Origin of the sequence: Pedobacter alluvionis (assembly GCF_003664035.1) — a bacterium.
In the GTDB taxonomy this organism is placed as follows: domain Bacteria; phylum Bacteroidota; class Bacteroidia; order Sphingobacteriales; family Sphingobacteriaceae; genus Pedobacter; species Pedobacter alluvionis.
Genome location: NZ_RCCK01000012.1, coordinates 307,561 through 327,198, shown reverse-complemented (window position 1 = coordinate 327,198; position 19,638 = coordinate 307,561). Strand labels below are relative to the sequence as shown.

Genomic DNA, 19,638 nt, shown 5'->3' with positions numbered 1-19,638 from the left:
TGTAGTCTTATTAAATTGATGGTAATTGTGTTATAATGGTAATTTGATTTTTGTACTTAAGAATAGGATAGAGAGGGAGATCATCAGCAACCCAAGGATGTCTGTTAAGATATTGGTGTTCTTTCCAGGAGTTGGTTGCATTTTAAATTCGGGAAGATGATGTAGGTCAGCAAGGCTTAAATTTTTATTATGAATAATATAATCTGTCATGAAATCGACCCATGTTTTTTGAAATTGATTGACCTGGTTTTGATAAGATAAATAATCCGTCAGGCCACTTTCTGCTATTGAGTTCAGCAAGTATTGTGTTTTCGTAGCCGGATTAATCCAGCTTAATTTAGCTGAAATCAAATTTTGCTTTCGCGGATACTGATTGTAATGTATTATCACCGAAGTCATTTTCCTGCCCAGAAGATCATAATAAGCACTGAAACGAACGGTGCTATTCTCGCTGGTATCCGCAGCGCTTTTTAAGGAATTATATTTTGGGTGATTCGCATAAAACGTATCAATAAGCGCTTGTTTAGGCATTGCCCAAATGGCTTCGCTGTTTTCACGTAAAGCAACGGCTTCATCCGTTTTTAATGGAATAGGATACTTCTGGCGAATGAAGGCGTTGGTAAGGGCAGGCAATACCAGGAGAAAGAAGCACCATGCAGCCAGTAGGTAGAGTGCATTCACAGCAGAACTTTTGCCGAGTTTGATCAGCATTAAACAGATTGAAAACCAGAATGCCAGATATACTGTAACGGTAAAAAACCATAATAAGGAAGTAGTCAGGTTAAAGGAACTGAGTTGCGAATCACTTATGATTCCGATAGCACTCAGCAACCAGGCCAGTAATGCCACCACGGTAAAACGAAAGCCAAGTTTATAAACGATGATGCGTTTAGGATGCTCTCCCTGAACAGCCAACAGGCGATCAGTTTGTTGTTCTTTCTCTTTCGACCAGGTATTATATGATAATGCGATAGCCAATAATGGAAAAAGGTAAATGATCACATAGGCGAGATCGAAATTTCCGGCTGCGAGCATTTCCGGATTGGCAATTTCAGCATTTGGCGCATTTACTGCATTTCTTTTTCGGGTAATTACTTCATAATAAGGTAATATATCCCTTTGTCCTACAGATAGTGACGATAGTGTTGCAGGTTTGTGTACCGCATTGAGCGGATTCCGGTATTCAATCACAGATGGAATTCCCGCCTGTGCATAGCTGGTTTTTCCTGCTGAGGTAGTGGTATCTGCCTTAAAATTTTTAGCCAGCTCATTAAATTTCTGATCGTAATTTCGTTCCAGACTATCAATAGCAGTAAGCTGTTTTTTAGTTATATGGTAACCATCATAGATGCTGTAGAGACCTGTTAGAAAGAAGAAAGCAATTAAGCACAATACCAATCGCTGCCTGAGAAGCATACGCAGCTCAAATTTAAATATAATTTTAAGCAGGTTCATAATGGCGGGTTAGAGAACGTGAAGCAATAAACTGGAGCAATGCGGCGAGTAGCAGAATCCATCCGGCTATAGCATATAGTCCAATCTGGTTTAACTGAATTACCTTATGGGTAGGTGGAAGCTGATCATCAAAGTTTTGAAGCCGTGCAAAATACTTAGGACCTAGGATATACTCTCCCTTTACATCTTTACTGTGCATGGCCAGCTGCAGATTCAGCTTTTTAATTAAATGATTGCGGTAAGTTTGCGCCTGTTTAAAAAAATATTGGTGATGATAATAGTCTGTGCCAGAGAGCGCCATCGAAATCCGTTTGATGGAGAGAAACGGATTAAAGATTCCCGCTATCGTTAAAAAGTTCTGTTGTTTATCAAATTGTTCTGCTACCTGCGCCAGATAATGGTTAAACACCATATTACGATAATCCTCATGGTATTGAAATGTTAAACCCTCAACATTAAAAGGAAGCTCACTAACGGAGTCTGCATGGTAATTTTTAAGAATATTGTTAACGAAACGTTCCCCACGTTCTGCATAAGGATCATGGCCATTAAGCCCCTTTCTGTATCCTTGTTCAACAAGCTCAGTAAAAGCAGCGCGAGACATAGGCGGATAGCTGCGATCGGCAATTCCGGTGAGTAATTTCGGCGAAATGATGCTCATTAATATCCAGCAGCTCAAGGCAGTTAAAAGTGCTTTTCCAGAATTACCACTGCAGGCTGAAATCAATATGCCCAGCAAAGCAATGAATAAAAAATACAATAGAAATGCTAATATCATCCAAAGTAATCTGGTGAGCAGTATGTCAGATCCGGGAGAGATCAATAGCATCATGATCATCAATAAAAAGATCGGTAAAACCACTGTTATGATAAAAAGGTAACTTGAAATTACCTTAACCCATATTAACCTTGAAGTGCTTAATCCCTGAGCCAGCAGCATTTTCAATGTACCCTGTTCTTTTTCTATGGTAATGCTGGTTGCTGTGATGAAAAGGATTAGTAACGGAATGAGCAATTGCAAAATCAAAGCAAGTGTAAGCCTGCCGAAACGCATGGAACTATCATTTCCTTCCGCATTTGCTGCGTCAGGTTCGTGTTGCAGATGGGCTTCAATACGGTAGGTATTCCCGGCATAGTCATCTAATCCGGTATCAAATACGTTTAACAGATTGATCGATTTAAAAAGGTAGGTGCCAAAGTGTGCGGCATCATGTGGATTCCGTTGTTGATGTGCCCATTGCTGCCTGAAAATTGTATTGGCCTCAATTCTTTGCTTGTGCGCCGATTGATAATCTAAATATGTACAAATGGCAGCCGCAATAAAAAGTGTCCAGATCATTACCGTAGAGATGAGCATCGTCTTGTTCCGGTAAATCACCAGCAACTCTTTTTTTATCAGCATTTGCCAAATGGCAATGTTGTTTTTTTTCATTAAAAGATTAATTTAATAATGCATCAAAGTTGCATTATATTTTACATATTTGCAACTACATTGCATTTACGGTTTTTAAAATTTATTATGGTTAAAGATTTTATCCGCAGGAGAAAGTACCCGTTTTATAAGCAGCCAGATGCCATGGATTGTGGTCCGGTTTGCCTTAAAATGGTTGCTGGTTATCACGGTAAGAATTTTTCCATGCAGCATTTAAGAAAGCTTTGCAAAATCGGGAAGCAAGGCACTACAATGCTTGATTTAATTGATGCCGCAGAAAACATTGGCTTCAAAACCATGGCTGCAGAATTGGAATATAATAAACTACACAGATTACCCATGCCTTGCATAGTTCACTGGCAAAAAGAGCATTATGTGGTGGTTTATGAAGTAAATGATGAATCAGTCTATCTTGCAGATCCGGCACTTAACGGTAAAATAAAATTAGATACAGCTGCATTTTTATCGGGCTGGAATATTAATGATAATGCACAGATTGGCCGGGTATTGTTATTAGAAACAACCCGTTCATTTCATGAAATGGATAGCAAGCCGGAACATAAAACTTCATTGTGGAATCTGGTTCCTTACCTAAAATTACACCGAAAAGGCTGGTTCCCGATAGCGGTGAGTTTGGCACTGGCCAGTGGTTTCTCACTCGTGATTCCTTTGCTAACCCAAATGATCGTAGACAAGGGAATTCAAGGAAAAAATACCAATTTGTTATTGCTGATTTGTTTGGGACAGCTGATGCTTTTTTCTGGCCGGATGCTGATGGATTTTGTTCGGGGGAGGTTGTTATTTAGAATTGGTGCCCGAACGAGCATCACCATGCTGAAAGATTTTCTGGCAAAACTGATGAAATTGCCCTTTTCATTTTTTGACAACCGGCAGGCGGGAGACAATATGCAGCGCGTGAACGATAATCAACGCATAGAGGAATTCCTGACCAACTCACTCATCAATTTTATTTTATCGGCAATTACCTTAATTGTACTTGGCGGCATTTTGCTTCATTACAACTGGCAGATTTTTCTGCTGTTTATTGTCGGCGCTGGCATCAGCGTGATCTGGTCTAACTCTTTTCAACAAAAGCGAAAAATGATTGATCAGAAGAAGTTCAAGGTACTTTCTGCCAACCAGCAATTGCTCCTGGAAATTTTCTATGCCATGCAGGAAATCAAATTAACAGGGAGTGAAGAAGAAAAAAAACAGCTTTGGGAAGGATTACAAGATCAATCATTCGATCTCAAACTTGAAGCATTACAACTTGATCAGCGGATGCAGGGTGTTGGTGCTTTTATTAACGAGGTAAAGAACGTGCTGATCACTTATGCTGCATCCATGCTGGTGATCCATGATCAGGTAACATTGGGTGGTATGCTGGCCATTACTTATATCTGTGGGCAGTTAAATGCTCCGGTAAACCAGTTAGTGGAATTTTCAAGGGTTTCGCAAAATGCAGCATTCAGTTTATTGCGTATAGATGAAGTGCAACAAGAAACTGAAGAAGATTTTGGCGTTGATGATGAAGTGAATGGGGATGGACCAGTGGATATTGAGCTGAATCAGGTATCTTTTCAATATGGGGGCAAACACAGTGCCCAGGTATTAAAAAATGTCAGTTTGAAAATTCCAGCCGGAAAAGTAACAGCTATTGTGGGTACCAGCGGTAGCGGGAAGACAACATTAATTAAGCTTTTACTCAAATTTTATGCTTCATCGGCAGGCAGTATTGAAATTGGTACGCAAAAAATTGAAGCCATTAATGCCAGATCATGGAGAAAACATTGCGGTGTAGTGATGCAGGATGGATATGTTTTCATGGATACCATTGCCAATAATATTTTTGCAGGCGCGGAGGTTAAAGATTTTAATCGTCTTCATGAGGCAGCTACAATGGCCAATATGCATGCTTTTTTCCTGAAAATGCCCTTCGGCTATGAAACCGTAGTCGGTAGAGATGGATTTGGCTTAAGTGAAGGCCAGAAACAGCGCCTGTTAATCGCCAGGATGATTTACCGTAATCCGGATTACGTTTTTCTTGACGAAGCCACTAATTCATTAGATGCACAGAATGAACTTTCCATCGTAAATAATCTCAATACTTTTTTTCAGGGCAAAACGGTACTGATCGTTGCCCATAGACTCAGCACGGTAAAAAATGCAGACCAAATTGTAGTGCTTCAGCAAGGTGAAATTAAAGAAGTTGGTACGCATCAGCAGTTGCTTCAAATCAAAGGACACTATTACCACCTGATCAAAAATCAACTTGAACTCGGCCAATGATCTTCCATTAACCTATAAACCATCTTATGTCAGTCAGAATTTTCCCTTATTCCTTAGTTCGATATGCGAATCTTAACCACGATGTATTCAATCAGCTTACATGGCATCAAGGCGAAAAGCTGATAGAAACGCACCATGGCTACCTCAAAAGAAGGGAAGAATTAAAAAATACTATATGTGATAGCTTATTTCCGATCATCAGTGAACAAACCAACGATCAATTGAGGCAACAGTTAATCAATCTTAAAAGGAAAATATTTAATAACAAACACGTAGATGCAGAACAATCGACGCTTATAAAAGACTTGAATTCCATATCATTATCTGAATCTTTTGAAGCTTATCTGTTAAATGAATCCCTGATCAACAATTTTTTTGAGGTAAACAAGAAGCTATTTAACCACGAATCAACATTACATCAAAAAATTGTTCAGCAAATGGCATTAAACCCTGCGCTGCAAAATGGCTTAATGTTATCCAGCCCAGTGCTTTACACCCAATTGAAAAGTTTTGTAACAAAAGACCCGGAAAATTTTAAGCAAAAAGAGCTCCGAATGGAATTTAGTTTATTGCGGTATCTCAGCCGGATGGCTTTCAAAACTTCGCCATTTAGCAGCTTTACTTTTACTGGCGTGATGACCACCAGTACTCATCCGGTAAACCATCCAAATAAAAATCCTAAAGTTCTGAGTAAGCTGAAACTGAACAATATTCTCTTCGAATACTTACGATCCATACTGAGGCAACATCCGGTATTGAATGAATATTTATCGCTGAAAATTAATATCACAGCAGAAATCAAAGGTGATAAAATACAATTCCTGACTAATTTCAACAACATTGAATCCTTTCAGCAATTGCCTGCAAATCGGCTGCAACTGTTGATTGTCAATTATTTTCATCAAAACCACCAATCAGTTACTTTAGCAGAATTAATAAAATATCTGTCAGATCACGTAGAAAATGCCAGCCACGAAAGCATTAAAGCTTATATCATAAAATTGATCAACACCGGCCTGTTCGAGCCGGGCTTTGGCTTTTCCGGGATGGATGAAAACTGGGACGTAAAACTAATGGCGTTTTTTAAATCTGTACCAGAGAAAAAACACTTAGTAAAGCCTTTAATCAGCCTTTTCGAATCATTGCAAATTCACCGTGAAAGCTATGCAGCAGCAGCAACTAGTGAACGCTATGTTATTTTACAGCAGGCAGAAAGTGCAGTGAACAGCACTTTTCTTCAATTACAAAAAGAAGCAAACTTACCTTACTATACGAGTGCTGAGGAGAAAAAAATCATCGGAGAAAAAGAATCCAAAAATCAAGAGGCCTTTTTAACGAACAACTTTATTCCTTACTATTTTTCGGCACGCAATATTTTTTTTGAAGATTGTTTTACAAGTGAAACTGAAGCATTGCCTGAAAAGGGGATAGCTGAGTTTGCTTCTAAAACGAATGCGCTTGCCAAATTTCTGCTGCCGCTGGATGTGATGCGAAAAGAGCGGATCAAGATGCGCGATTTTTATATTAAACACTATCCTGAACATGAAAAGATAAAAATAACCGAGTTTTACCGGGATTACTATTTTTATGTTAAAAAGCCCGAAAAGGAGCAGGTAAGCCAGAATGACCAGGCATTATCAGATCCAATGCCCTGGAAGACAGCTGTTCTTACCAAACTGGCGCAACAAACTACTTTAGATGATTCATTAAACCTGACCGCTGATTTTTTCGCAGATTTACCTGTTCAACCTGATCTTGGAGAAATTTTATCGGCAGGCGCTTTTGTACAATTTTATGCCTGCGAGGAACGAGCCAAGCTTTACGGGGTAATCAATTCGCTTTTGCCCGGGATGGGAAAGGTAAGCGGAAGATTTCTGTCTTTGTTTGATTCAAAAATACAGGAAGATTTTATCGCTCAGAATGAGTCATTAAATCCAGAAGTAATTAAAGCCGAACTAAATGATGCCTCAACTTTTAACGCAAACATTCACCCTCCTTTGCTAAGTCACGAGCTTACGCTTCCCTCTGGAAATAATATCTATCCTGCAGATCAGCAAATTAATGTTGGTGATTTAAGGGTTTGCCTTGATTCAAATACGAACACCCTTAAACTATGGCTAAATGATCATGAACTCTACAGCTATGATTTGAGTTTGGAATCTTTTTATAACCGTTCTAACTTATACCAGTTATTGGCGCACTTTAATCCTGATGCAAGGATTTCATTACAGCCTTTTATCCAGCTGATCGATCAGTATGAGCTAGGCAGATTTGCAAATTCAGCGCCTGACATTTACCTGCTTCCGAGAATCACATTTGAAGAAACAATAATCATCAGGAGAAAAACATGGAGAATAAAAATTGCCGTAATCCCTGTTCAGCAAACAATGGAGGCTGATTTTGAATATTTTATTCGCTTACATAACTGGTTCGAATTGCAGAAAATACCAATAAAATTCTTTTTGTTTCTAAGGAAACGTGCTTATCAAAACAAAGCTGTAAATGGCGAAATCAACAAAAAAGAAGGTTTGCATGATGATTATAAACCACAATATTTAGCTTTAGATAAGCCGCTGTTTGTGTCTATGTTTAAACGACTTTTGGCAAGAGCAGGAAATAACATCACCATAGAAGAGGTACTTCCGGAACCTGTGGAAGGTGGAGTTAAAGAATATTTAATGCAGTGGTATAATGGATAGCACAATCAAACCAATAAGTTATACCTGGTTCAGTCTGCATATTTACTATACCGGAAATGCTGATGAGCTTTTGATACAGGCCATTGCGCCCTTCATCAGTAAATGGAAATTTTGTTTTTTTGCTGATTCGCCCTGGTTCTTTATCCGCTATTGGGAAGGAGGGAGTCATATTCGGTTGAGACTTCATGCCAATTCGTTTTACCATGAACAGATTACCAGTTCATTAAGTAATGATCTTTGTCAATTTCAAAGTACTTCTTTCTGGGTGGAAAAAGTCCTGTCCATTAAGTACGATCAGGAGATTAGCCGTTATGGGAACGTGGAAAGTATCACCTGGGCAGAACAGCATTTTGCCGCTTCATCTACCTATGTTTTAAACTGGTTACTGATTAGGCGAAATAACAGTCAGATTACTCTACAGGCGGTAAAGCTTCATCTTGTTCTATTATTCTGTGCCGGATTAAAGCCCGAAAAAATCATCAGGTTATGTGATTTTTTTATAAACGGATGGTTACCTAAACTTTATCGCCCAGGTTTGCCGATGAAACATGAAAAGTCATTTTGGCTCAATCAATTTGAACAGGCATTTTCATCCAAAAAAGAAATAGTTTGCCTGGCAGCTGCCTCTTTCTGGGAAGAACTTGCCGCAGAAAGTCTTAATGATGATTTAGCAAAATATATGATGTGCAGTCAGAAAGTTATGGATCAGTATCAAACAGCAGAATTTGATGAATTTAAATTCCAGGAAATCATTTCAAGCCTAATGCACATGACCAATAATCGCCTTGGCATTGCCAATCAGGAAGAAGCTTACCTGATGTATGTGATCAAAACCTGCATCGAATATCTTTTTCAAATGTATCATTCCAATTAAAATCTATGTTTACAGCTGCTCAGATTGAAGTTTTTAACAATCATCTTTATGAAATAAAGAATGATTTGCTCTTGAATAAAAAGGAAAACGCAGACGAGGCCTGGTGGCCAACCCCTTATTACATCAATCCGGATGAATATGCCTTTCAGGAAAGCTATGACATTTTTAATGGCAATTGCGGCATTGCTTTATTCTTTCTTGAACTTTATCGTTTTGACCAAAGCAAAGCGCACATCAGTTTAATTGATAAAATGATGAACAGAATGATGAAATCTGAAGCCATCCTCAAACCCAAATTCTTTGCATTCTACACCGGACTTGGTGGAGTGATTTATACAAATTTAAAGATTTACGAAGCAACCGGAATCCAGAAATATCTGGATAATGCAATGCTATTAACATTATCCAACCAAATTCAGCTTAGCACGGAATTACTGAAAACTGATTTATTAAGTGGTTATACAGGTAATTTGCTGGTATTCACTTTACTTTATCACCACAGCCAGCATGAAGAAGTTTTACGATTGATTCATTTGCTCTTAGACCGTTTGATTCAGGAAGCACGGGTATCAGAGATGGGTTTGAAATGGGATTATCATCAATCGAAAAAAGCATACGATAGCATGACCGGGTTTTCTCATGGGGCATCAGGTATTGCATATTGTCTCATGCAATTGAGTATGTATTTTGATGCACCAGGTTTGTTGTATCTGGCGGAAGAAGCGTTGGCTTATGAAATGCAATATTATCATGCCCCCGCAAATAACTGGCTTGATTTGCGGATAGGCAATTATGAACTTTCAAAACCAGGCGCACATCTCTGGCAACTAGAAACTTTTATTTCAGATATGGCAGGGGCGAATGCCTGGGCACATGGTGCGGCAGGAGTGGGTTTATCAAGGAGTCTTGCATTTGCGCTCACTGAAAAAGAAATCTATTCAGAGCATTGTAACCGCACACTTGAAAAATGTTTATCAGATCTTCAAAACAAACCCCGGCCAGATTTCACTTTGGTAAGCGGCTACAGCGGAATGATTCCGTTTTTGATGTGCAATAAAGACAGAGAGGGAATAGCTGATTATATTTGTGATGCGATTGAAGGAGCCATTAAACAATATCGAAAAACAAATAGCTACAGCGAATACCTATCATCTGGAGCAGATGATTATGGTCTTTTCTCAGGAAAAGCCGGTGTAGGTTATGTGCTTTTACAGCTGATAGCTGGAGATCAATCTGATTCAGTGGCAAAACCAGCTTTACCCAAACCTGCGAAAATAATTAATCTGGAAGGAAGGTTCTCAACGGTTGATATTAAACAGAAGATTTTTTCGTCATACTTCAAAAGAACTATTGGAAAACTTGATCTGTTAGGTATCAGCATTAGCGCACTATATGAAGTGAAGAATATTGATGAATTTAGTGATGTGTTATCTGTCAGAATCAGCCAGATAGCGGGAGCGCATGAATCAATCGGACAATCATTCCGGTTGGAATCAGAGCTATTGAAGCTATGGAAACTTCATAAAGGTTATTTTAGTTATCAGCAACAAAACATTTACCTTAGAAAAAAGGCAGAAAGTGCCAATCAAAAATCAGATTCCGATTTCATGGTACTGAATTTAAAACTGAGTGATCATGTAAAATATTTCGGAGAAGATGAAAACGGTAGTAAGCTTCTTTTATATAGCCATGAAAGTGGTGTGGAAGAAATTAAAATCGGAACCTTTTCAGCCATCATCGTTGAATCTTTGGTTAATAGGAAAATGAAAACATCCCAATTAATTGATGAAATTACCCACGAATATTTTAAACCAGCTACGGAAAAGGAACAAATCAGTCAAAAAATTGTATTACAAATCCGCCTGTTGTTAATGAGTGGTTTTTTATGTGTAGAGGAATAAACAAGGCGCCAAATGGCGCCCTGAAATTGAATTAAGTAACTAGCAGATTACCGTGGTACATCTTACCGGTGGGGTATGATGGTCATCTGTTTGTTCAGTGTGTGTAGGTTCTGATACATTACCTAAACCACCCGATAAACGCATCGCAACTTCACTGTCAATACTGGTTACAAAACTTTCTAACTGAAGGTCTTCTAAGCTCAATGTGATTTTTTCTGATTGATTTTTCATAAAATAAGTGATTAAATATGATGCCTACTGGTGGTTACGGGGTTTCGGCTTATCCCCGGTTGCAACAGTACTAAGATAATCAATCGCAACTATGTTGCAAAATAAATAATATATTTATCGCTACATTGTTGCAATTAAATTTAGGCCAGATTTATTAAAAACTTAAGGCATTTGCTTAATAGGAGACAGGAAGAAATGAAGAGATAAAAAGACAGCTGAGTTATTTTCGCTTTCCAGATGCGATGAATACAATTACACCCGCCACTAAAATAATACCACCTGCGTAAGGAGGCCAATTCACGGACTTTTCTTTATCGGCAGAAATTTGAATGGGGCCGGCATCAACCAGCTTTTCTTTTTTGGTATAGGTAAAACCTGTCCAGATCAGCATAGCAATGCCTACAACGATTAATATAATTCCTAATGTTCTGTTCATAATATTTTATTTCTATCAGAACAGTAATCGCTTCGATAAGTTTTTATTAGAATTTATAACCCAATGAAATCTTGCTTGCCAGATTTATATTTTCGGCTATTTCAAGTGAAAGCGTAATTTTTTTTACATTTAAGAAGTAGCTAAGGTTCCAAGCTTCAGAGCCTTTAATTATTTTATCAAGATCTGCGAGATCACCGTATCTAAAACTGTTAGCTAGTCCTGGTGTTCCACCGATGAAAAGCCTGAAAGCATGTCTAATATCGTGATTACTTCTTCCTCTAAAGATCACTTCTGTCGATAAACCTGTGGTCCAAAATCTTTTCCTATTTGAAACACCTGCATAATTGTAAACTTTACCACTATAAATTTCTTCCCTGAAATCAGCGTACGCTCCACTTTCGGCGCTTAAAGAGTTTTCCCAATTGATAAATCTGAAATCTGTATTTCCATTAGCAGACATGCTATTCAAGCCTATAGAAGTTCTCAGGCCAAAGCCATACATGGTTTTGTTAAAAGCAGAAGGGTAATCTGAATTAGTATCATTAACATTATCTGGATAAGTATTTTCTGCACTGCCCATATAACCAAATACGCCATAAGCAATATGAAATCCTTTAAAAGTATGGGCACGATTGATATTCAGCATACCCAATTCAAATGAAATACTACCATTTCCCGGAGAAGATGCCCCGGCAAAACTTGCTGATGCATGTATTAAAGATTTAACACTGTCGGCTTCCATCGGACGAGGCAGATAGCCCATATTATTTCCAGGTAAAGCAGGGCTAAGGTATGTTCTGCAAGAACTTGATAAAATGATTAAAAGCAGAGAAAAAAGGAGAGCATTAATTTTAGTTTTCATTTTATTTATTCGTCAAAAAAATCAACCAAGCCACCCAGGAAATATTCCTGAATGCCTGAGGTAAAATCTTCATAATCTTCATCAGGGATATTGGTTTGTTTAAACTCCAGTGAAGTTCCTTTTTTATCTTCGTGGAGTTTGATGGTAACAATAGAAGGTTCGTTTTCTTCTCCAAAGTACCATTGCTGCACAATTTGTTTGCCGTAAGTAAATTCGATGTTTTTGCCCGTAATATCTCCATCCCAGAAAGAGAATTCCGTTCCGGGTACTTCTTCAAATTCCACTTCAGCACCTGTCCATAATTTTATGCTGGTTTCTTTGGTAAGGGCTAAATAAACTTCTTCAGGTGGTGCAGGTATGTAGGTGTATTTTTTAAAGTCTTTCATTTTCTTCTATATCTATTGTTTCTTGATTTTTAATAATATTTTCTTCTTGTTCCAGATTATTAATTCTGAAATTTTCATTTAAATCCTGGATTACTGCCTTTCTCCAGTCCGCATCGGGATAAGAAAATACAAAGGTTTGTTTAACACGTTCCGATTTTAAGAAATATGTGATCCAAATAGCAGCAAAAATACCAATTCTGAATACAGAATAAAATTCTGAAGCTCCCAAAATTTCGTTATTTACCAGCTTATTGATATAGATACTCGCTATAGTATCTAATAAAGTAATTAAGAATGAAAAAATAAGGAAGGTAATGTAATATTTTGGAAAAAAATCCCTTCGCTTATAAAACGATACTAATATAAAAATGCTAAAAACAAATAACATCACATTAAATACAACTGTAAATATTACCGACAAATTAAGTAAAAGTGAATGTGCATTTAATTGGATGCCTTGCCATATCTTATCCGTATAAATGTCTTGCTTTAATGCCGCAACCAGTATAATCAGTGGATTTAGTGTAATGCCGATGCCTGGTATAGCTAACCAGCCCCCTAATCTCCATGCATTTTTAATAGAATCCAGATTAACTTCTGTTTTTCTGGTGTAAAGATAAATGGCAATAAATGTGGAGAGTAAAAGTGCCACAAATCCGATTCCAAGTAATTTGAGATTTAGTCCGTCATTTTCAATGGGGCCTGTTCCACCCCAATAAATGCCATAAGATAGTGTATTAAGTATTTCTTTACTATCCTTTATATAATCGTTTATGCTATTAGTTTGTAAAACAGGAGTGAAATTTTGATAATAATACGTTAGTGTTAAAGTATTGAATTTCGCGTTGGCACTGTATAAAAACCTGTAATTCTCATTGTCGATATTTATATTTTCATTCTCGAAATTCCAAATTTCAGGCAGGATAATCCTTACTTCCTGTTCAATGGTACATGGAAATTTTAACGAGAGCGGAGCATTTCTAAATTTCTTGATCGATACAATCTGTTCATTAATCAGATCGCCATAAAAGTAAGCCAAGCGTTTTGATTGGTCAGTTTCGCTACGTGTCCATAAACTATCTATTTCATACGTTTCAGTTACAGATATTATATTTTCAGCTTCATTATCTTTGATCTCAATCGGATCTTTTATGGTTAATCCAGGATAAAGATTTGAATAATACTTTACATAAGATTTTTCAATATTATCTGCTCCCTCATTGTTTAAATTGTCTCTAAAATTATCAGCATAATTGTTCGAATAATCACTGGTAATGCGAAGCGTAGATTTACTTGTTCCAGAGGTATCGCCAACATTAAAAACTACTAATGATTTTAGCTTACCAAGGTTCTGTTGAGCAGTTTCAGTTAATTCTTTATTGCCATCCTTTATCACCAGAACTTTTGCGGTGTATGGAAAGTAATTATTAAAAATAGGTCCACGCTGATTGGCAACAGTTGGATCGATGTAAATTTTTCTATCGTCAAATTCTGCAACTACTGTCTCATGATTAAACACGCTGGGGCTAGGTAACAATGATGCTGTTTCTTTCTTAAGATAAGTATTAAGAAATACCGGATATGCGTTAATACCATTAGCTTTTAATAAATTACATAACAAAGTTGATTTATCTTTGCAATCTCCGTATCGTTGCTTTAATATCTTTTCCGGACTATTTGGGCGGTGCGAATACTCACCGATCTCAATGCCCATGTACCTTATTTCATCCTGCACAAATCTTGTTGCCAGTTCAAGATACTTTTCTTTATTTCCCTTAGCTTTAAGTTTTAATTCTGCTACTTTTTCGTTTATAATGGGAGATTTTTTAGCGTTAAATTGTTGTAAACTCAGTCCCCAGTCTACAATTTCTTGCCAATTGTTATATTCTGATATTTGAACCCTTGCAAATGGATCAAAATCGGAAGGCTCAAAATCATTTGATGGGTAGGTTTTTGACATTGAATTTTGCCACTCAAAAACATTTAAGCCTTTTACAACAGATCTTTTTAAAGGAGGTACACTATTAAAATTCTTAGTTCGGATATTTCTGCCTGGTTTAAAAATGATGTTGTTATAAACGTTAACAATCTGACTGCTACCTTCGAAATAAATGGTGTTTGAGTACTTAGGAAACACGGGATTACTTCCCTGGATCGTGTACGCATATTCAATCCGATCACCCTTTCTAATGTCATCCAATATTAAGTAAGCTGTATATAAGCCACTGTATATAAACCGTGATAATTCTTTTTCATTTTGCAGGATTTTGAAATTCTGTAAAATGAGTTTATCCATTGGCTTATTGTCGCGCCAGATTGTCAATTTATGAAATACGAGCTTTTCGTAACTTGGATCATAAGAAACAGATATCTCAGAGCCATTTTGAACACCGGTACCATTACTGATTTCTCTTATAATGTGCGAATACTGTTCTTTTGTTTCTAAATTGTTCTGTTTTTCAAAAAGAAAAAGATAATATCCATCCTGAATATTTTTGTAAGCTGGTTTACTGTTTACCACCTTTACTGTTTGTAGCCAATCAGGTAATTTCGCATTTATAGCAACCTTTCCTTTTTGCGCAAAAGCCAAATTGGCCATCGCTAAAATAATACAAACTGAGAGCGTAATTTTTTTTATCATATCTATTTAAAAGCGTTTAATCCGGTCACATCCATTCCCGTAATCAGTAAATGTATATCATGTGTCCCTTCGTAGGTAACCACCGATTCTAAGTTCATCATGTGTCGCATAATCGAGTATTCCCCCGTTATACCCATTCCGCCAAGCATTTGGCGGGCATTACGCGCAATATCCAGTGCAATTTCTACACTATTTCTTTTGGCCATTGATATTTGTTCAGCCGACGCCCTGTTTTCACTTTTCAATACGCCAAGACGCCAAACCAATAACTGACCTTTAGTAATTTCAGTCACCATTTCGGCCAGTTTCTTTTGTTGAAGCTGAAAACCGCCAATTGGTTTTCCGAACTGAACACGCTCTTTTGAGTAACGCAAAGCGGTATCGTAACAGTCCATTGCTGCGCCTAAAGCGCCCCATGCAATCCCATAACGCGCCTGATTTAAGCAACCCAATGGTCCTTTTAATCCGCTGATTTCGGGAAAAATATTTTCTTTTGGAACTTTAACATTGTCAAAAACCAATTCACCAGTTGCCGATGCACGTAAGCTCCATTTGTTGTGCGTTTCGGGTGTAGAAAATCCCTCCATTCCTCGCTCTACAATCAAGCCCCTGATTTTTCCAGCTTCATCTTTTGCCCAAACCACAGCAATATCAGCAAAGGGTGCATTGCTGATCCACATCTTTGCTCCATTTAGAATATAATGGCTCCCGGCATCTTTAATGTTGGTTACCATGCCCCCCGGATTGGAGCCATGATCAGGTTCTGTTAAACCGAAACAACCCATCATTTCGCCGCTGGCTAATTTAGGAAGATATTTTTTACGCTGTTCTTCGGTTCCATAGGCATAAATTGGGTACATCACCAATGAACCCTGAACAGATGCCGTAGAGCGAATACCTGAATCGCCACGTTCTATTTCCTGCATCAAAATTCCATAAGCCGTATAGTCTAATCCGGCACCGCCATACTCAACCGGAATGGTAGGACCAAAAGCACCAATATCGGCCAGGCCTTTTATTAAATGTTTCGGAAATTCTGCTTTTTGTGCGTAATCTTCAATAATTGGGCTCACTTCTTTTTTTACCCAATCTCTGGCCGTAGCACGGATTAATTTGTGCTCATCGGTTAATAATTCATCTAATAAATAATAGTCTGGCGCCTCGTACAGGTCTTTTTTTACTGATTTGCTCATGTAATTTTGTATTATCTGGTTAAGAAACCGCGTTCATTTCAAAGGTAACAATTTACGGCAAGGGGCATTATATTCATGAATAAAAATTTAATTTTGCAACTTATAGAACATACATGAACCATTTCAAACAAACAGTAGCTTTAAAAGATGTAAAATGTTTCGCCCTGCATGGTTATTATCCGGAAGAGCAACTGATTGGAAATCATTTTGTTGTAGATTTAGAAACAGAATTTACACCACAGGGTTTTGATGACGAACTGGTACAAACCGTTAATTACGAGGATTTGAATCACATCATCCTTGAAGAAATGAAACATACACAAAAGCTTTTAGAAAGCGTTTTGAAGAATATCATTTCGAAAGTGATTGAATTGTATCCCTTTGTTGAAACTGTACAGGTGAGTATGAAGAAATTAAACCCACCAATGCCTGGCCAGATCGGGCATTCCTTTGTTAAGCTTACTTACAAATCAGCCAATTAAAATGAATTTTACGAAGATAAATGCTGAAATTTTAGCAGAAATTAAAGCTGCCATTGGAGCAGATAAAGTTTTTACTGATGCGGAAAGTTTAGAAAATTATAGTCATGACGAAACGGAGGATTTGCGTTACCAACCAGAGTTGGTGGTAAAGCCAACTTCGCCTGAAGAAGTTTCTGCTGTATTGAAAATCTGTAATGCCCACCATGTTCCGGTTACGCCCCGCGGTGGTGGTACGGGTTTAAGTGGAGCTGCTCTGCCGATTTATGGTGGTGTTTCCCTATCAATGGAAAAATTTAAATCTATCATCGATATTGATACCGAAAACTTACAGGCAACTGTTGAACCAGGTGTGATTACTGAAGAGTTTATTAATGCAGTAGCCGGGAAAGGTCTTTTGTATCCGGTTGATCCAAGCAGTAAAGGCTCTTGTTTTATTGGTGGTAATGTGGCTCATGGTTCAGGTGGACCAAGGGTAGTAAAATATGGCACCATACGCGAGTATATCTTAAATCTTGAAGTGGTTTTGCCTAATGGCGATATCATCTGGACAGGCGCAAATACTTTGAAGTATGCATCAGGCTATAATTTAACACAGTTAATGATCGGTTCGGAAGGTACTTTGGGAGTGGTAACAAAAATTGTGACCAAGTTATTGCCAAAGCCTACCCAGTCGGTTTTAATGATGGGCGCTTTCAGCACAAATGAAGATGCCTGTGCGGCGGTTTCGGCAATTTTTAGAGCTGGCGTTACGCCATCGGCCCTGGAATTTATGGAACGGAAAGGAGTGGAGTGGGTAATCAAATTCGACGACATCAAATTTGATTTAAAAGATGGCGTGGCCGCTCTATTAATGATTGAGTTTGATGGTGATGATTTAGATGATATTTTCAAAAACTGCGAGAAAACAAATGTGGTTTTAGAAGAACACAACTGTACAGAAGTATTATTTGCAGATACTGCAGCTCAAAAGGAAGAATTGTGGCGGATGAGAAGAACCATGGCCGAATCGGTAAAATCCAATTCTGTATACAAAGAGGAAGATACTGTTGTGCCGCGGGCAGCTTTACCTCAACTCATTAATGGAATAAAAGAAATTGGCACAAAATACGGTTTCGAAAGTGTTTGTTATGGTCACGCCGGTGATGGAAATCTACATGTAAACATCATTAAAGCAGGCATGAGTGATGAAGACTGGAAGAACAAACTCAAATCCGGTATTGCCGAAATATTCGAATTAACCACGACTTTAGGTGGGACACTGTCTGGCGAACATGGAATTGGCCTGGTACAAAAAGAATTTATGCCAATTAAGTATTCAGAAATCCACCTTAATTTAATGCGCGGTATTAAAAATGTTTTCGATCCGAATGGAATATTAAATCCTGGGAAGATTATGCCTGATTAATTTTATTCGTCACCCTGAACTTGTTTCAGGGTCTTAATAGTAACCAGTATATTAAGATGCTGAAACAAGTTCAGCATAACGAGTTCTATTCAATTATTTTAACTGCTCAAAAGCCAGCATTTTCTGCTTTTCTTCATCCGGGATAGCTGTAGGTTTGCCTGTAGTATAATTAACTGCAATGCAAACGGTTTTACCTTTACTGCAAATTACTTCTTCAGTCCCTTTTAGTTTCACAATCTGGTAATCCAGGTCAAAACTGGTATTACCAATCCTCGATGTTTTTACATGTATGGCGATTTTATCATTCAAAACAATAGGTAAAATGTAATCCAGTTCTGCATGGGCAATCACGATTCCGGTTTTCTTCCAGTTCCATTTTATAATTTCTTCCCAATATTTGGATCTGGCAATTTCTAAATAGGTAAAGTAAATGGAATTGTTTACGTGCCCCATCATATCGAAATCAATAAAGCGCAAATGGATATTGGTTTTATAGTTGAATTCGTCTGAAAAAGCCCTGATATCTGTCAATTTGTCTTTTGATTTAGGTTTATTTTGCCAAAATGTCTTTAAAATCATAAATTTTTGGTTTGGTATATAAGTTGAATATGGTGTATTATCAATTTAAAAATTAAAAAAATAAAGGATAAGCGATATGACACTAGTAAATTTTAACAACAGAACCCGTAACACAGCTCCTTACTTTAACAATGTTTTTGATTCATTGTTTAGCGATGCAGTAAGTAAAAACAAATTGGTTGATAAATCACCAAATGTAAACATTTATGAAAATGAAACTGCTTATGTAATTGAACTGGCTGCTCCAGGTTTGAAGAAAGAAGATTTCCAGATCAATTTAAAAAAAGACACACTTTCTGTTTGGGCAGAAGTTAAAAAAGACGAAACCCAGGTAACTAAAGATTTTACGCGTAAAGAATTTGATTACAGCTCATTTGCAAGATCATTTAATTTACCAGACAGTGCTGATGGTGATAATATTACTGCTGAATATAAAGACGGGATCTTATCAATTAACATCAGCAAAAAAGACGATGCTAAATTACAGCACAAAGAAATTATAGTATCGTAATAAAAATATTCTCGAAAGAGGGTTTTTCATAATAGTTTAGTTTTTTCAAAGATTATGAAGCTTGCATCAGGTGAATTTGATACAGATGCGATGGATAACTGACGCAGGTTTCATAATAGGTTTAAGTTTAGGTTTTATAAGGTTAATGCTGGATGGCATTAACCTTATTTTTTTTGCTCATATCGTCATGCTGAATTTATTTCAGCATCTTTTCTGCAAAACAGAACCTTATCCCATGTAAAAATCGAGACAGGATTACGAA

16 protein-coding genes are annotated in these 19,638 nt (G+C 37.5%); 7 read left to right on the top strand and 9 right to left on the bottom strand.

The window, feature by feature from the left end; all coding sequences use genetic code 11:
- Positions 1-30: 30 nt before the first annotated feature.
- Positions 31-1,455: an ABC transporter permease gene (locus tag BCL90_RS15370; RefSeq protein WP_121284885.1), complete on the bottom strand. Its 1,425-nt coding sequence runs from the start codon at positions 1,453-1,455 to the stop codon at positions 31-33.
- Positions 1,442-2,887, bottom strand: coding sequence for an ABC transporter permease subunit (locus BCL90_RS15365; RefSeq protein WP_121284884.1), 1,446 nt, complete (start codon positions 2,885-2,887; stop codon positions 1,442-1,444). Before BCL90_RS15365 ends, BCL90_RS15370 begins: the two co-directional genes overlap by 14 nt.
- Before the next feature lie 87 nt (positions 2,888-2,974).
- On the opposite strand from BCL90_RS15365, the gene BCL90_RS15360 reads away from it, so the two are divergent.
- Genes BCL90_RS15360 through BCL90_RS15345 form a run of 4 tightly spaced genes read left to right on the top strand, consistent with a single transcriptional unit; the run spans position 2,975 to position 10,650 of the window.
- Positions 2,975-5,176, top strand: coding sequence for a peptidase domain-containing ABC transporter (locus tag BCL90_RS15360; RefSeq protein ID WP_166792215.1), 2,202 nt, complete (start codon positions 2,975-2,977; stop codon positions 5,174-5,176).
- A gap of 26 nt (positions 5,177-5,202) precedes the next feature.
- Positions 5,203-7,875, top strand: coding sequence for a lantibiotic dehydratase (locus tag BCL90_RS15355; RefSeq protein ID WP_121284882.1), 2,673 nt, complete (start codon positions 5,203-5,205; stop codon positions 7,873-7,875).
- Positions 7,868-8,749, top strand: coding sequence for a thiopeptide-type bacteriocin biosynthesis protein (locus tag BCL90_RS15350; protein ID WP_121284881.1), 882 nt, complete (start codon positions 7,868-7,870; stop codon positions 8,747-8,749). Before BCL90_RS15355 ends, BCL90_RS15350 begins: the two co-directional genes overlap by 8 nt.
- A gap of 5 nt (positions 8,750-8,754) precedes the next feature.
- Positions 8,755-10,650: a lanthionine synthetase LanC family protein gene (locus BCL90_RS15345; protein WP_121284880.1), complete on the top strand. Its 1,896-nt coding sequence runs from the start codon at positions 8,755-8,757 to the stop codon at positions 10,648-10,650.
- Between the two features lie 39 nt (positions 10,651-10,689).
- On the opposite strand, the gene BCL90_RS15340 is transcribed toward BCL90_RS15345, so the two are convergent.
- The 6 genes from BCL90_RS15340 to BCL90_RS15315 all read right to left on the bottom strand — a co-directional run bounded on the left by BCL90_RS15340 (position 10,690) and on the right by BCL90_RS15315 (position 16,399).
- Positions 10,690-10,881, bottom strand: a complete 192-nt coding sequence (locus tag BCL90_RS15340; RefSeq protein WP_088302624.1) for a pinensin family lanthipeptide — start codon at positions 10,879-10,881, stop codon at positions 10,690-10,692.
- Between the two features lie 220 nt (positions 10,882-11,101).
- A complete protein-coding gene (locus tag BCL90_RS15335) occupies positions 11,102-11,317 on the bottom strand; it encodes a hypothetical protein (protein WP_121284879.1) in 216 nt (71 codons plus the stop codon).
- Positions 11,318-11,363: 46 nt separating this feature from the next.
- Positions 11,364-12,179, bottom strand: coding sequence for a hypothetical protein (locus tag BCL90_RS15330; protein ID WP_121284878.1), 816 nt, complete (start codon positions 12,177-12,179; stop codon positions 11,364-11,366).
- A 5-nt stretch (positions 12,180-12,184) separates the two neighbouring features.
- A complete protein-coding gene (locus BCL90_RS15325) occupies positions 12,185-12,565 on the bottom strand; it encodes an SRPBCC domain-containing protein (RefSeq protein ID WP_121284877.1) in 381 nt (126 codons plus the stop codon).
- On the bottom strand, positions 12,552-15,206 hold the full coding sequence (locus BCL90_RS15320) for a DUF3857 domain-containing protein (RefSeq protein WP_121284876.1): 2,655 nt from the start codon (positions 15,204-15,206) through the stop codon (positions 12,552-12,554). Before BCL90_RS15320 ends, BCL90_RS15325 begins: the two co-directional genes overlap by 14 nt.
- Before the next feature lie 2 nt (positions 15,207-15,208).
- Entirely contained in the window at positions 15,209-16,399 is a 1,191-nt protein-coding gene (locus BCL90_RS15315; protein ID WP_121284875.1) for an acyl-CoA dehydrogenase family protein, read from the bottom strand.
- Positions 16,400-16,512: 113 nt separating this feature from the next.
- Here BCL90_RS15315 and folB point away from each other — a divergent pair, with 113 nt between their 5' ends.
- Positions 16,513-16,881, top strand: a complete 369-nt coding sequence (gene folB, locus BCL90_RS15310; RefSeq protein WP_121284874.1) for a dihydroneopterin aldolase — start codon at positions 16,513-16,515, stop codon at positions 16,879-16,881.
- Between the two features lies 1 nt (position 16,882).
- Positions 16,883-18,286 (top strand): FAD-binding oxidoreductase, encoded by a 1,404-nt coding sequence (locus tag BCL90_RS15305; RefSeq protein WP_121284873.1) that lies wholly within the window; start codon positions 16,883-16,885, stop codon positions 18,284-18,286.
- A 93-nt stretch (positions 18,287-18,379) separates the two neighbouring features.
- Here BCL90_RS15305 and BCL90_RS15300 read toward each other — a convergent pair whose 3' ends face one another.
- Entirely contained in the window at positions 18,380-18,865 is a 486-nt protein-coding gene (locus tag BCL90_RS15300; protein ID WP_121284872.1) for an acyl-CoA thioesterase, read from the bottom strand.
- 76 nt (positions 18,866-18,941) lie between these two features.
- Here BCL90_RS15300 and BCL90_RS15295 point away from each other — a divergent pair, with 76 nt between their 5' ends.
- Positions 18,942-19,376: an Hsp20/alpha crystallin family protein gene (locus tag BCL90_RS15295; protein WP_121284871.1), complete on the top strand. Its 435-nt coding sequence runs from the start codon at positions 18,942-18,944 to the stop codon at positions 19,374-19,376.
- The last annotated feature ends 262 nt before the right edge of the window (positions 19,377-19,638 follow it).

Coding starts and splice junctions, on each gene's coding strand:
- BCL90_RS15325 (WP_121284877.1), bottom strand. CDS start 12,565: ATGAAAGACTTTAAAAAATACACCTACATACCTGCACCACCTGAAGAA.
- BCL90_RS15300 (WP_121284872.1), bottom strand. CDS start 18,865: ATGATTTTAAAGACATTTTGGCAAAATAAACCTAAATCAAAAGACAAA.
- BCL90_RS15350 (WP_121284881.1), top strand. CDS start 7,868: ATGGATAGCACAATCAAACCAATAAGTTATACCTGGTTCAGTCTGCAT.
- BCL90_RS15320 (WP_121284876.1), bottom strand. CDS start 15,206: ATGATAAAAAAAATTACGCTCTCAGTTTGTATTATTTTAGCGATGGCC.
- BCL90_RS15335 (WP_121284879.1), bottom strand. CDS start 11,317: ATGAACAGAACATTAGGAATTATATTAATCGTTGTAGGCATTGCTATG.
- BCL90_RS15360 (WP_166792215.1), top strand. CDS start 2,975: ATGGTTAAAGATTTTATCCGCAGGAGAAAGTACCCGTTTTATAAGCAG.
- BCL90_RS15345 (WP_121284880.1), top strand. CDS start 8,755: ATGTTTACAGCTGCTCAGATTGAAGTTTTTAACAATCATCTTTATGAA.
- BCL90_RS15295 (WP_121284871.1), top strand. CDS start 18,942: ATGACACTAGTAAATTTTAACAACAGAACCCGTAACACAGCTCCTTAC.
- BCL90_RS15365 (WP_121284884.1), bottom strand. CDS start 2,887: ATGAAAAAAAACAACATTGCCATTTGGCAAATGCTGATAAAAAAAGAG.
- BCL90_RS15370 (WP_121284885.1), bottom strand. CDS start 1,455: ATGAACCTGCTTAAAATTATATTTAAATTTGAGCTGCGTATGCTTCTC.
- BCL90_RS15340 (WP_088302624.1), bottom strand. CDS start 10,881: ATGAAAAATCAATCAGAAAAAATCACATTGAGCTTAGAAGACCTTCAG.
- BCL90_RS15305 (WP_121284873.1), top strand. CDS start 16,883: ATGAATTTTACGAAGATAAATGCTGAAATTTTAGCAGAAATTAAAGCT.
- BCL90_RS15315 (WP_121284875.1), bottom strand. CDS start 16,399: ATGAGCAAATCAGTAAAAAAAGACCTGTACGAGGCGCCAGACTATTAT.
- BCL90_RS15330 (WP_121284878.1), bottom strand. CDS start 12,179: ATGAAAACTAAAATTAATGCTCTCCTTTTTTCTCTGCTTTTAATCATT.
- folB (WP_121284874.1), top strand. CDS start 16,513: ATGAACCATTTCAAACAAACAGTAGCTTTAAAAGATGTAAAATGTTTC.
- BCL90_RS15355 (WP_121284882.1), top strand. CDS start 5,203: ATGTCAGTCAGAATTTTCCCTTATTCCTTAGTTCGATATGCGAATCTT.